Raw genomic sequence first — 13,197 nt, forward strand, 5'->3', positions numbered from 1 at the left:
CGGGCTTTTTTGTACTGATCGAAGTGCCAGTCAGTGATTTAAGGCTGATCCAGGCTACCCATGGATTTAGGGTAAGTGACCAGGCCCCAAGGCATATCCTTGTCGGTCACGCGTTTTACGACATCCAGCGTCGTCGCATCAAATACCACCACTTCGTTGGATTTGCCGCATGCCAGCAGAATCTGCTTGTCATCTGGGGTGAAGCTGAAGTGCCAGCAACGATCACCGGTGGTAACGGACTTCACCTTGCTGTAGGTCTTGGCATCGTAGACTTCCAGGGCTTTTTCCTTGGAGGTGGCGACATAGATGTGCTTGCCATCGCGGTCATAGGCGATGCCGTAAGGACCCTTGCCGGTATCTACAGTCTTTAACACCTTGAACTTGTCATCCAGCACGACAAACTTGTTGCCGAATTCCAAAGTGGCGACATAGGTTTTGCCATCAGGGGAAACCTTGATGCCGCGTGGGCGTTCGCCGTATTCCTTGGTCTTGACGGTTTTCAGCAACTTGCCTGTAGCAATGTTGTGGACGGTGATGGTGTTGTCAGCCTCGTTGGTGATAATCAGCTTTTTGCCGTCCTTGGAGAATTCAATGCCTTCGGTTTCCGGGCCGCCGACAATCTCACGGATTTTCTTGCCTTTTTTCAGATCCACAATGGCGATGCGGGCTGGCTCGTCATCATCATCGTCATCTTCCTTGGCTGCGGGTTCACCTGGTTTTGGTGGTGGGCCGCCTTTGGAGCTGGGCTCAAAGGATACAAAGGCCAAGTCGCCCTTGATGCGGACAAATTCGGGGTTTTTGCCGATGTCGATATGCTGCACCAGCTTGCCAGTCGCGGTATCGATCACCGAGATATTGCCATTTTCCTTGTTGGCGGTGATGAGCAACTTGCCATCCGCCGTGACGCCCAGGCCACGTGGTGCCTTGCCCTGAATGTCGATGGTTCTGCTGGTTTCCAGGGTATCCAGATTGATGACGCTGACACCGGCATCCTGATTGGTCACATACGCGATACCTTTGTCGGCCATTGCCGCATGGCTTGCCAATAGTCCGCTGGCTGCCAGGATCAAGGTGGCGCTAAACCTCATGACGAGGGGGGTAGATTTCATGCTGACTCTCTCCTTCTTACGTGGTGGTTGACGTGCTTTTTATGATCTGTTGTAGGCAACGTCAAAATGCATAGGTTCATTGCCGTGCAGCATGCCTGGGGGCATTGCACGGGGCCGCTGACATCCATGCAAAAATCGTGCTGGAAAATTAATTCGAATTATTTCAAAAACTTGAAGAAATCCCCCAAAGAAACTGGCTGTAAGCAACCACCACTTTGGTTGCTTACAGCCAATGGCCTAGCCTAAAAATAATTCATAGGCGGGGTTGTGGCTTTCGTTCCAGTAGGGGTAACCCAGGTTCTGCAAGAAGTCGGCAAAAGCCTGCTGATCTTCAGGCGGAACCTGCATGCCGACCAGCACGCGTCCGAAGTCTGCGCCGTGGTTGCGATAATGAAACAGGCTGATGTTCCAGTTATGCCCCATGGTGTCGAGGAAATTCATCAACGCGCCGGGCTTTTCGGGGAATTCGAAACGGTATACGCATTCATGCTTGGCTTGCGGGGCATGACCGCCGACCAGATGGCGCAGATGCAGCTTGGCCACTTCGTTGTCGGTCAAGTCCAGCGTGGCCAGGCCATGCGCCTGCAGCATCTCGACCAGTGCCCGCGACTCCGCCGGATCCTGAATGGCAATGCCGACATAGATGTGGGCGGCCTGTGGATCGGAGTAGCGATAATTGAATTCGGTAATGCTGCGGCCACCCAGCAGGCGGCAGAAGGTTTTGAACGAGCCTGGTTTTTCCGGAATCGTCACTGCCAGCACGGCCTCGCGCTTTTCGCCGATTTCGGCGCGCTCAGCGACAAAGCGCAGGCGGTCAAAATTGATATTGGCGCCAGAGGCAATGCCAATCAGCGTTTTTCCCTGCAGTTGGTGACGCTTGGCGTATTCCTTCAGTCCGGCGGTGGCAAGCGCACCTGCAGGCTCCAGAATCGAACGCGTGTCTTCAAACACATCCTTGATGGCGGCGCATATGGCGTCGTTATCGACCAGTATCATTTCATCCACATACTCACGTGCCAGGCGGAAGGTTTCTTCACCGACCTGCTTGACCGCGGCGCCATCGGCAAATAGTCCGACCTGATCCAGCATCACACGCTGGCCTTGATCCAGCGAAAGCTGCATGGCATTGGCGTCGCTTGCCTCTACGCCGATGATCTTGATCTCCGGGCGCACCTGTTTGACATAAGCGGCAATGCCGGCAATCAGGCCGCCGCCACCTACGCAGCAGAAGATAGCTTCGATGGGCTCTGGATGCGCATCCAGGATTTCCATGGCAATGGTACCCTGGCCTGCAATTACATAAGGGTCATCAAAGGGGTGTACAAAGGTCAGGCCTTGTTCCTGCTCCAGCTTGAGCGCATAGGCATAGGCGTCTGAGTAGGAGTCGCCTTGCAGCACGACTTCAGCGCCGCGATTTTTGACTGCATTGATCTTGATCATGGGCGTGGTGGTCGGCATCACGATCACGGCACGGCAATTGAGCTTTTGCGCGGCGAGGGCGACACCTTGGGCATGGTTGCCGGCTGAGGCAGTGATCACGCCACGTTGCAATGCATCGGCGCTGAGATGCGCCATTTTGTTGTAGGCGCCGCGCAGCTTGAAGGAAAAAACCGGCTGCATGTCTTCGCGCTTGAGCAAAACCCGGTTGCCAATTCTGGCAGAGAGATTGGGCTGAAACTCCAGTGCGGTTTTGCTGGCGACGTCGTAGACGCGCGCAGAGCGAATTTTTTCCAGGTAGTCGTTTTTCATTAGGGGGCCGGGCGTGTATGATTCAAGTTTGGACGTGATTATAAAGAAAACAGGTAGGTAAAAGTAAAATGGCAACACAAGACGAATTGAAACAACAAGTAGCGAAGGCCGCGGTTGAATACGTTAAGGGCGGCATTATTGGGGTAGGCACTGGCTCTACTGCCAACTTTTTTATCGACGAACTGGCCAAGGTCAAAAGCAAGATTGATGGCGCGGTAGCAAGCTCGGAAGCCACTGCACAGCGTTTGCGCGCTCACGGCATTGAAGTATTTGACCTCAATAGCGTGGATGGCATGGAAATCTATGTCGATGGCGCCGATGAAATCACCGAGCACATGCACATGCTGAAAGGCGGCGGTGGTGCTTTGACCCGCGAAAAAATCGTCGCAGCCTGTGCCAAGACATTTATCTGTATCTGTGATGCCAGCAAGTACGTGCCTGTGCTGGGCAAATTCCCGCTGCCAGTAGAAGTATTGCCCATGGCCCGCAGCCACGTGGCACGCGAGCTGACCAAGCTGGGCGGTCAACCCAAGCTGCGCGACTTTACCACCGATAACGGCAACATCATTCTGGACGTGCATGGCCTGGAAATCCTCAACCCGGTTGAGATGGAAGCCAAGATCAACCAGATCGTGGGTGTTGTCACCAACGGTTTGTTCGCCGCGCGTCCTGCAGATGTTCTGCTGTTGGCCACGCCGGAAGGTGTGAAGACATACAAGCGCTAATGACGCGCCGCTGCTGAGAGGGTCTGGTGCTTGCGCCAGGCCACTCAGTCCGATAATTCGGGAAGATGAAGCGGTTGGGGGTTGTGCGGGCAGACATCAAACTGTCACATTCGCTGATTACACTACAGCGCTCACTTGATGACTGACCTGCGCTCTACATACTGAATAAAGGATCTGCGCTATGCAATTTGAACATACTTTCAAGCAATACGATGCCGAACTGGAAGCCGTCCGCGCCAAAGTGCTCCAGATGGGTGGCCTGGTGGAGCAGCAGATCGTCAATGCGCTGGATGCATTGGTGAATGCCAACGCCAGTCTGGCCGAAAGCGTCATTGCCAACGATCACCGCGTGAATGGTCTCGAAGTGCAGGTGGATGAAGACTGCAGTCATATCATTGCCCGTCGCCAGCCCGCTGCCGGCGATTTGCGCATGATCATGATGATGGTCAAGACCATTACCGATCTGGAGCGTATTGGTGACGAGGCAACCAAGATTGCCCGCGTTGCCCAGAAAATCTACGAATCCGACCGCATGTACACCCCACGGTTTGCTGAAATCAAAACCATGGTGGGCCTGGTGCGCGAAATGCTGCGTACTTCGCTGGATGCGTTTGCCCGCCTGGACGTCAGCAAGACTGTGGATGTTGCCCGTCAGGATGAGCAAGTCGATGAGCAATTCCGTGCCGCCATGCGTCAACTGATCACCTTCATGCTGGAAGATCCCCGTACCATCTCCATGTCACTGGAAGTGCTGTTCGTGGCCAAGGCGGTGGAGCGTATCGGTGACCATGCCAAAAACATCGCCGAATACGTGGTGTACATGGTAAAGGGCAAGGATGTGCGCCATACCAGCATGGAAGAAATGGAACGCGAAACGCTGCAGTCCTGATTCCGGGAGCCTGCATCGCAAACCCCGTCTATCCAGATCACCGGAAGACGGGGTTTTTGTCTTGAGGTGCGCCAATCGGGCATTTCAGGATTTATACTAAGAATTCATCACCTCATATCTCCAAAGGTTGTTTTGGCTACACAAATACCGGCACCTACTGAAATTGCCGCAGTAGATCTAGGCTCCAACAGTTTCCGTCTGCAATTGGCCAAAGTGGTCGATGGTCATCTTATTTTTCATGACTCCCTGCGCGAAGCGGTGCGGTTGGGTGCTGGCCTGGGCAAAGACAAACGCCTGGATGAAGACGCGCAGCGTCGCGCCATCGAGTGCCTGAAGCGTTTTGGCGAACGCCTGCGCGGTTTGCCGCCGCATGCCGTCCGAGCCGTGGCAACCAATACCTTTCGTGTTGCCAAAAATGCACCACAGCTGCTGAAAGAGGCCGAAGCGGCCTTGGGCTTTCCGATTGAAATCATCGCCGGGCGTGAAGAGGCCCGCATGATTTTTGTCGGCGTCAGTCATTGCCTGCCGCTATGCGAACACAAGCGGCTGGTGATTGATATTGGCGGCGGCTCCACCGAGTTTATTGTGGGCGAGGGTGTTGAGCCTATCCAGATGGAAAGCCTCTATATGGGCTGTGTCAGTTACAGCCTGCGGTTTTTCCCGGAAGGCCGCCTGACGGAAGACAACTTTGAGCAGGCTCGCATTGCAGCCGCGACTGAAATTCAGGCAATCCGCAAAAATTTCTCGTCATCCAACTGGCAGGAGGCGGTGGGCTCCTCCGGCACCGCGCGTTCCCTGGGTGAAATCATTCGTCTGAATGGCCTGAGCGATGGCAGCATTACCTATGAAGGATTGCGTTTTATCCGGCTGCAATTGATCAAGGCGCGCGATATCAAGAAAATCGAGCTGGCCGGTGTCAGCGCAGATCGTGCGGCGGTATTGCCGGGCGGCCTTTCCATCATGCTGGCGGCATTTGAAGCGCTCAACATAGACAAGATGACAACCGCCGACACCGCGCTGCGTGAAGGCGTGCTGTATGAGCTGCTGGGCCGTATTCATCATCATGACACCCGCGAAGCGACGGTGAGCAGCTTCATGCGGCGCTACCATGTGGATGCCGCCCAGGCCAAGCGCGTACACAGGCTGGCGCTGGATTTGCTGGCGCAGGTGAGTGACCAGTTGCGCATGGACGTGAGCAAGGCAGAAAACTACCTGACCTGGGCCGCCAAGCTGCACGAGATTGGCATATCCATTGCGCATAGTGGCTATCACAAGCATTCGGCCTATGTGATTGAGAATGCGGATATGCCTGGCTTTTCGAAAATGGATCAAGAAACCCTGGGCTTTCTGGTGCGGGCGCAACGTCGCTCACTTGCCAAGCTGGCGGTGCCCATGTTGTCGGACGACCATTGCCTGCTGGTGCTGATTTTGCGTCTGGCGGTGCTGTTCCATCGCAGTCGCCTGAGTGACCGGCAGCCCAAACTGGGCCTGAAAGGGCACGGGCAGCGCTTTGAGTTGTCAGTGGAGCCAGGCTGGCTGAGTGAAAATCCGCTCACCGATGCCGAATTGCGTAATGAAGTGGATTACTGGCGCGAGATTGGCATCAGCCTCACCCTTGCTTGATGGTCAGGATTTGAGGGGAGAGATCAGGAATGGGCGTTGCGCGTTGAGGCAATGCCCAACATTGACTGGTTTAAGTCCAAGGTAAATCAGGTAAATCAAATGCGCCCGCCAAAGGAGACTTCCTTGACGGGCGCATTTGCTTAGATCTCCGGTGGCAGATCCTGTCCGAGTTCCTGAATCAGGAAGTTCTGCGCGCTGAAGGCGGTGCCGCGACGTGCCGGGCGCAGTTTGTAGGTGCCATCAGGCAACATTTCCCAGGCGTTCGTGTTGTCCTTGAGGTAAGGCTCCAGGCCCTCGCGGATCACACGCTTTTTCACCTTGGCATCCAGTATCGGCAGGCAAACTTCAATCCGGCGGAAGAAGTTGCGGTACATCCAGTCGGCACTGGCAAGGTACACATCCTCAGCCCTGTTATTGTAGAAGTAGAAAATGCGGGTATGTTCCAGAAAGCGCCCGACAATCGACCGCACGCGGATATTGTCAGATATGCCGGGAATGCCGGGTTTCAGCGCGCAGACGCCGCGCACGATCAGATCAATTTCCACGCCTGCCGCTGACGCGTCATACAGCGCGCGGATTATATCGGAGTCCAGCAGGGCATTCATCTTGGCGATGATGCGCGCTTTTTTGCCGGACTTGGCGATCTCCATCTCGTTCTGGATGGCCTTGATCAGCCGTTGGTGCAGGGTGAAAGGCGATTGCCACAGATGGCGCAACTTGCTCGCCTTGCCCAGGCCGGTCAGTTGGGCAAACACATCATTCACGTCTTCGCAGATTTCTTCCTGGCAGGTCAGCAAGCCAAAATCGGTATACAGACGGGCGGTACGCTGGTGGTAATTGCCGGTCGACAAGTGCACGTAGCGGCGCAGCTTGTCATCTTCACGCCTAACTACCATGGCCATCTTGGCGTGTGTCTTGTGGCCCACAACGCCATAGATCACATGCGCACCGGCATTTTCCAGTTTGGCGGCCCAGTTGATGTTGGCTTCTTCATCGAAACGCGCCAGCAGTTCCACTACGACCGTGACTTCCTTGCCGCGGCGCGCCGCCTCAATCAGCGATTGCATCAAGGTGGAGTCAGCGCTGGTGCGATAAAAGGTCTGCTTGATCGCCAGCACCGTAGGGTCTTCCGACGCCTGCTTGATGAACTCGATGACCGGGTTGAACGATTGGTAAGGATGATGCAAGAGCACGTCGCCCTTGCGGATCACCTTGAATATGTCAGCTTCCTTGGCGAATTCCTTGGGCGCGCTGGGTGTGTAGCGCGCAAACTTCAGCTCTGGGCGGTCCACCCAGTCTGGTACTTGCATCAGCCGCACCAGATTGACGATGCCATTAACCTGATACAGGTCTTCTGGCCCCAGGCCAAACTGGCCCAGCAGGAAGGAAGACATGGCCGGTGGGCAACTGTCGGCGACTTCAAGCCGCACAGCGTCGCCATACTGGCGGTGCGACAGCTCGCCCTGCAGCGCGATGCGCAAGTCTTTGGTTTCTTCATCGTCCAGATTGAGGTCGCTGTCGCGTGTCACGCGGAACTGGTAGCAGCCTTTGACCTGCATGCCGGAGAACAGCTCATCCACATGCGCATGCAGGATGGATGACAGGAAGACAAAGCCATATTCGCAACCTGCGATATCGCTGGGCAAGCGAATCACACGGGGCAACGCGCGCGGCGCTTGTACTACAGCCACGCCGGAGTTGCGGCCAAAGGCATCCTTGCCTTCGAGCTCTACCGCAAAGTTAAGGCTCTTGTTGAGTACGCGCGGAAACGGATGCGATGGATCCAGCCCGATAGGCGTGAGGATGGGCATCAGCTCGCGGAAGAAATAATTGCGTATCCATTCGCGCTGGGTATCGTTCCAGTGTCCACGACGCAGGAAGCGGATATCGAGCTGCGCCAGTTGCGGCAGCACGATGTTATTGAGGATGTTGTATTGATGATCAACCAGCTCGTGGGATTCGCTGCTGATTTTTTCAAATGCCTGCTTGGGCATCAGGCCATCCGGGCCTACATGCAGCGAGTTGTATTTGATTTGCTCTTTGAGTCCGGCTACGCGAACTTCAAAGAATTCGTCCATATTGCTGCTGAAAATACAGAGGAATTTGAGGCGCTCAAGCAGCGGGACACGTTCGTCTTCGGCTTGGGCCAGCACGCGGCGATTGAAGGCAAGAATGCCGAGTTCGCGATTTACAAAGTATTCTGGGCTCAATTTGAGTGGGAACAAAATTAAAACCTCACTCTACTGATGCAATATGACAAAACGATGACTCATGTGAAGGTTTTGTAAACACATGGGTCATCGCAAATGATGGCGTTTTTTAATTAATCTTTAGGTGGAACATAGCCAGAAGCGGTATCTGCCCCGCTGCCAAAAAAGTAGGCTTCGGTTTGCTGGGAGAGATATTTGCGTGCTTGCGGGTCCGCCAGGCTCAGCCGGTTTTCATTCACCAGCATGGTTTGTTGCTTGAGCCAGCCAGCCCAGGCTTCTTTGGATACATTTTCATAAATGCGTTTGCCGAGCTCGCCAGGGTAAGGGGGGAAATCCAGGCCTTCCGCGTCATGTCCCAATTTAACGCAATGTACAGTCCGTGCCATAAGTGTTCTATCTCGCAAATGCCAAAACGACATGATAACGCATGGGGTATGCCGGGGGTAGCTCTGCTTGGACCTGGTAAGGCGCGGGAAGGATGGAAAGAGAGGGCGTGAGGCAGGTGCTGCCCCACGCCCGATACGACTAGAACGCGCCGCGCAAGCCGACCATGATGGAGCGGCCACCCATGGGGGCAATGTCCTTCAGGTAGGAAGTGTGGTCACGAATCTCTTCGTTCAACAGATTGTAGGCCTTGGCAAAAGCCTCCAGATAAAACTGTGAGGGAATACGATAAGTCGCCGTCAGGTTGACCTGGGTGTAACCATTGGTGGCCAGTTCTGCATCTGCCGTCCGGTCTTGCTTGAAGGCATGCAACACATCCAGCTTGGAGCCGAAGCGATCCAGCTGGTACAAAAAGCCGAAGCCAAGCTTGAGTGGCGCAATGCGTGGCAGTGGTTCGCCGGTATCACGGTTGGTGGCGCGCACGTAATCGCCGCGCAGGGTCAGGTCAAGGTCGCCCGTGCCTTCGTATACGCGGAATTTGCCTTCACCTTCCAGGCCTTTGAAAATGGCAGGCACCTGCAGAATTTGTGCCTCGGTGAGATCACCCCCAACCACGCCATCTTCATCCACTTGCCGCCCGGTATTGTTGAGCGTGATGAAATTGCTGAAGCGGGTATAGAAAGCACCCACGCTGAAACTGTTTTTGCCCTCTTTCCAGCGCAATTGCGTATCCACGCCATTCGAGCGCTCCACATCCAGATTGCTGTTACCAATTTCGTATTGGGCGGTGGCGACGTGAGCGCCATTGGCATACAGCTCGTTGTAGCTGGGGGCGCGTTCGTTATGCGAGAGATTGCCTACCAGCGACCATGTGGGTGTCAGTGTATACAAGGCGCCAAATGCAGCGCTTCGCGGTGCAAAGTCGCGCGAAACTGCCGGGCCAAATTTTCCGCCGCCATTCGAATCCACATCTACTTGCTCGGCGCGGCCCCCCAGACTTAATTTCAATGCATCCAGCGGCAGTTCCTCGTATACATACAGGGCTTTGCTGTCGGTGCTGTTTTTGGGAATGAAGGCTTCTTCGCCCAAGGCCTGAAAGCGGGAGTTTTGCAGTTGCAGCCCCACCACGCCAGACAGCGGACCGATGTTGCCGTGGCGCGCTTCAATCGCAGTTTCCAGGCCGCGGTTACGGAATGTCGTGCCTACCGCGCCATCTTCGATTTCCTGATGCTGGTAATCGGTATGCGCCATCTTGACCTTGACTGCCTGCACGATATTGCCGAGATCGCGGAATTCGGAGGCGAAGTCCCAGCGCTGGCTGTCCATGTCAATACGGACATCTTTTTCTGCTACTGTGCCGTAATTGCTGTTGTAGTCAGAGAACGAAAGCCCGGCATAGCCATTACCGAAATTCACCGACGCGCCCAATGCACCGCCATCGGAGCGTGCAGCACTATTAACCAGGCGGCCGCTGTCTTCACGCGCTGTGCCATCTGCTTCACTTTTACGACGAGAAACCGCATAGCCGGGAATATCCAGATCATCCGTTTTGCGTTCGTAGGCATCCGCGTGCAATGTCAGAACCCCATTGCCAGCATCAATGACCGCTGCGCCGCTCTTCTGGTTATCGGCGCCACCCAGGCGGACTTCGCCGCGCCCTGTCACACCGTCAATCGCTTCTTTGGGAATACGATGGTCAATCGCGTTGACTACGCCACCCACCGCACTGCCGCCATACAGCAATGCCGCCGGGCCGCGTACCACATCAATCTGCTCAATGACTAAGGGATCCAATGCCACGGCATGGTCCGGGCTTAATGCCGAAGCATCCAGAATGCCGACACCGTTTTGCATGATGCGAACGCGGTCATTATCCAGTCCGCGTATTACGGGGCGCGAAGCATTCGGCCCAAAATAACTGGAACTGACGCCGGGGATGGATTTCAGGGTTTCGCCCAGTGTGCTTTCACGTTGCAGGGACAATTCGCGGCCGCTTAGTACGGAGACCGGTGTTACCAGCGCATCGGAATCTACACCCAACGGGTTGGCAGTCACGGCCACGGGCGCTAATTGCAGCGTGGTGGAAGGTTTTGTGGTGTCATCTGCAGCATAAGCGTGGCTTGCAGACAGGGCTGGACTGAACGCCAAAGCGATAGCCATGAATAATTTTTTGCGTGCGCCAGGGCGCGCGGCAGGGGAGATCGGCAGCATGGGAAAACCTCAATTGCATAACATGAGTGGAGTGTCGGCGACTAACCGGCACAGCGAACAAGGTTATGCAGCAGAGGGAGGAGCGCGCGCTGAAAAGTGGCTGGAAAATGCAGGATGGTACGGGGTGCTCTGGTCGTGCCAGGCCAACTCCGAAAACGGTACTACGGGGATAGCGTGGATAGCTGGCTGCAGGCCTGCTGCCAACTCGCCAAAGCTCAGGCATTTATCGCAGAAACCACCATGAGGCGAAGCATCCTGCTTTTGCGAAAGAATGTCCGTGTAGTGCGATATTTCGTGCACGGCGGCGCTCTGTTGGCCAAAGGCAAACAGGAACACGAGCGATACTGTGAGAAATATGCGACGCAACATAGTTGCAAGTTTAGCAGAAATTTACACAAGACGGACAGGGGCCAAGCATCGCATACATTTGTGACACTAAAAAAACAAAAGGCCGCGAAGGCGGCCTTTGTGTCTGCTAGCTTAATTGCTTAAGCGGCGAAGTTTGCCGAAGCAAAATCCCAGTTGGCCAGAGAAGCCAGGAAAGTCTCAACGAACTTGGGACGTGCATTGCGGTAGTCGATGTAGTAAGCGTGCTCCCATACGTCGATGGTCAGCAGCGCCTTGTCACCGGTGGTCAGAGGGGTGCCAGCGGCGCCCATGTTGACGATATCCACAGTACCGTCAGCCTTCTTGACCAGCCAGGTCCAGCCGGAACCGAAGTTGCCAACAGCAGAAGCCTGGAATGCCTTTTTGAACTCATCGAAAGAGCCCCATTTTGCATTGATTGCATCGGCCAGTGGGCCAGTAGGAGCGCCGCCACCATTTGGCTTCATGCTGCTCCAGAAGAAGGTGTGATTCCAGATTTGCGCGGAGTTGTTGTAAATGCCGGCTTTGGAATTCTTGATGATGTCTTCCAGGCTGCTGTTTTCGAATTCAGTACCTTTGATCAGGTTGTTCAGATTGGTGACATAGGCTTGGTGATGCTTGCCGTAGTGAAACTCAAGTGTTTCTTCAGAAATGTATGGAGCAAGCGCGTTTTTGGCATAAGGTAAAGCAGGTAATTGATGTTCCATTGAGATTTCCTTTGAATAAATGAGGGAGGTGTGACGAAGCTTAGAGTTTTATTCTGCCATAAGAATTCGAGAATTCTCGTGCTGAGAATGATTCTCAAAAAATAGAGAAACTGCCAAGCGCGAGCTGAGCAATGGTGTGCATTCCGGGTTTGTCATTCTGAAAAACAGCTTGTCGAAACCTGTTTTGGAGATGTATGTCAGCAAGGCTGACGTGATGTCGTAGCCAAAATCCAGAGTGTTACTTTTTGCGGGCACGTGGATGAGCTGAATCGTAAACTTTGGCGAGATGGTGACAACAGGCAGGCTACTGCCTGTTGCGGTGGAGACTCATGCCAGCAAGGCTGGCGTGATGTCGTAGCCAAAATCCAGAGTTGAATCGTAAACTTTGGCGAGATGGTGAAAATCCAGATGCGTATACACCTGCGTAGTACTGATGTTGGCATGCCCCAGCATCTCTTGCACGGCACGCAGATCGCCACTGGATTGCAGCACATGGCTGGCAAAGCTGTGTCTGAGCATGTGAGGATGCACGCGGATATTGATGCCTTGCCGGATCGCCCATTGCTGCAGGCGATATTGCACGGCGCGGCGACTCAGGCGTTTGCCGAGGCGCGACAGGAAAAGCGCGGAGGTATCCTGAATCGGCAAGCCAGATCGTATGGCGAGCCAGGCTTGCAAGGCATTCATGGCGTGTTGCCCGACGGGAACGATGCGCGTCTTGTTGCCTTTGCCGGTGACGGTGATAGTGCCTTCGCCCAGATTCAAGGCATCCAGATTCAGGTTAACCAGTTCGGCCAGACGCAGACCTGAGGAGTAAAACAGCTCCAGCATGGCATGGTCGCGCTGGGCCAGGGTATCTTCATCGTCTATGGAAACCAGTTGTACGGCCTGATCTGGTGACAAGGCGTGCGGTAATGATTTTGGCGATTTTGGCGCGCGTATACCTTGGCATGGATTGGCTGAAAAACCATGGCGCTGAATAAGGAACTCGAAAAATCCGCGCCATGCGGAAAGCATGCGGGCGATGGATCTGCCACCCAGGTTGCGGCCATGCAGGGTGGCTACGTGGCGACGAATATGGGTGCCTGTCATATTCTGCAGCGGCACCTCACCATTCAACTCCAGCAGCACCTTCAGGTCGCGCTGGTAATTCTCGCGGGTCAGCGGACTTAAGCGCCGCTCATGGCTCAGATGGTCGAGATATTGGACAAGGTAATCGACCAT

General features: G+C 54.7%; 11 protein-coding genes. 3 read left to right on the forward strand and 8 right to left on the reverse strand.

Translation table 11 applies throughout. The features are described 5' to 3' along the window. Window positions 1–38: 38 nt before the first annotated feature. Both MPQ_RS00855 and ilvA read right to left on the reverse strand, forming a co-directional pair. Complete coding sequence (locus tag MPQ_RS00855; RefSeq protein ID WP_013440988.1) at window positions 39–1,109, reverse strand: cytochrome D1 domain-containing protein; 1,071 nt, start codon at window positions 1,107–1,109, stop codon at window positions 39–41. Window positions 1,110–1,346: 237 nt separating this feature from the next. Further along, window positions 1,347–2,858 (reverse strand): threonine ammonia-lyase, biosynthetic, encoded by a 1,512-nt coding sequence (ilvA, locus tag MPQ_RS00860; RefSeq protein ID WP_013440989.1) that lies wholly within the window; start codon window positions 2,856–2,858, stop codon window positions 1,347–1,349. A gap of 68 nt (window positions 2,859–2,926) precedes the next feature. Between ilvA and rpiA the strand changes: the two genes are divergently transcribed. The 3 genes from rpiA to ppx all read left to right on the forward strand — a co-directional run bounded on the left by rpiA (window position 2,927) and on the right by ppx (window position 6,095). After that, a complete protein-coding gene (gene rpiA / locus MPQ_RS00865) occupies window positions 2,927–3,583 on the forward strand; it encodes a ribose-5-phosphate isomerase RpiA (protein ID WP_013440990.1) in 657 nt (218 codons plus the stop codon). 181 nt (window positions 3,584–3,764) lie between these two features. Next, window positions 3,765–4,472, forward strand: a complete 708-nt coding sequence (phoU, locus tag MPQ_RS00870) for a phosphate signaling complex protein PhoU (RefSeq protein WP_013440991.1) — start codon at window positions 3,765–3,767, stop codon at window positions 4,470–4,472. 132 nt (window positions 4,473–4,604) lie between these two features. Beyond that, complete coding sequence (gene ppx, locus MPQ_RS00875) at window positions 4,605–6,095, forward strand: exopolyphosphatase (RefSeq protein WP_013440992.1); 1,491 nt, start codon at window positions 4,605–4,607, stop codon at window positions 6,093–6,095. Between the two features lie 140 nt (window positions 6,096–6,235). Here ppx and ppk1 read toward each other — a convergent pair whose 3' ends face one another. From ppk1 to xerC, 6 genes are all read right to left on the reverse strand, one after another. After that, window positions 6,236–8,320, reverse strand: coding sequence for a polyphosphate kinase 1 (gene ppk1, locus MPQ_RS00880; protein WP_013440993.1), 2,085 nt, complete (start codon window positions 8,318–8,320; stop codon window positions 6,236–6,238). 98 nt (window positions 8,321–8,418) lie between these two features. After that, a complete protein-coding gene (locus tag MPQ_RS00885; RefSeq protein ID WP_015829185.1) occupies window positions 8,419–8,691 on the reverse strand; it encodes an oxidative damage protection protein in 273 nt (90 codons plus the stop codon). Window positions 8,692–8,830: 139 nt separating this feature from the next. Then, the gene (locus MPQ_RS00890) at window positions 8,831–10,900 is read right to left on the reverse strand and encodes a TonB-dependent receptor (RefSeq protein WP_013440995.1); all 2,070 of its coding nucleotides are present in this window, start codon (window positions 10,898–10,900) and stop codon (window positions 8,831–8,833) included. 63 nt (window positions 10,901–10,963) lie between these two features. Then, window positions 10,964–11,269 carry a hypothetical protein gene (locus tag MPQ_RS13615; RefSeq protein WP_013440996.1) on the reverse strand — a complete coding sequence of 102 codons (306 nt, stop codon included), beginning with the start codon at window positions 11,267–11,269 and terminating at the stop codon, window positions 10,964–10,966. 119 nt (window positions 11,270–11,388) lie between these two features. Further along, a complete protein-coding gene (locus tag MPQ_RS00900; protein ID WP_013440997.1) occupies window positions 11,389–11,973 on the reverse strand; it encodes a superoxide dismutase in 585 nt (194 codons plus the stop codon). A 327-nt stretch (window positions 11,974–12,300) separates the two neighbouring features. After that, complete coding sequence (gene xerC, locus MPQ_RS00905) at window positions 12,301–13,197, reverse strand: tyrosine recombinase XerC (RefSeq protein WP_013440998.1); 897 nt, start codon at window positions 13,195–13,197, stop codon at window positions 12,301–12,303.

Source organism: Methylovorus sp. MP688, from assembly GCF_000183115.1.
Classification (GTDB): Bacteria; Pseudomonadota; Gammaproteobacteria; order Burkholderiales; family Methylophilaceae; genus Methylovorus; species Methylovorus glucosotrophus.

Bases quoted from the DNA above. Each gene is read 5' to 3' on its own strand.
- MPQ_RS00855 (WP_013440988.1), bottom strand. From the start codon at position 1,109: ATGAAATCTACCCCCCTCGTCATGAGGTTTAGCGCCACCTTGATCCTG.
- ilvA (WP_013440989.1), bottom strand. From the start codon at position 2,858: ATGAAAAACGACTACCTGGAAAAAATTCGCTCTGCGCGCGTCTACGAC.
- rpiA (WP_013440990.1), top strand. From the start codon at position 2,927: ATGGCAACACAAGACGAATTGAAACAACAAGTAGCGAAGGCCGCGGTT.
- phoU (WP_013440991.1), top strand. From the start codon at position 3,765: ATGCAATTTGAACATACTTTCAAGCAATACGATGCCGAACTGGAAGCC.
- MPQ_RS00885 (WP_015829185.1), bottom strand. From the start codon at position 8,691: ATGGCACGGACTGTACATTGCGTTAAATTGGGACATGACGCGGAAGGC.
- MPQ_RS00890 (WP_013440995.1), bottom strand. From the start codon at position 10,900: ATGCTGCCGATCTCCCCTGCCGCGCGCCCTGGCGCACGCAAAAAATTA.
- MPQ_RS13615 (WP_013440996.1), bottom strand. From the start codon at position 11,269: ATGTTGCGTCGCATATTTCTCACAGTATCGCTCGTGTTCCTGTTTGCC.
- MPQ_RS00900 (WP_013440997.1), bottom strand. From the start codon at position 11,973: ATGGAACATCAATTACCTGCTTTACCTTATGCCAAAAACGCGCTTGCT.
- xerC (WP_013440998.1), bottom strand. From the start codon at position 13,197: ATGGTCGATTACCTTGTCCAATATCTCGACCATCTGAGCCATGAGCGG.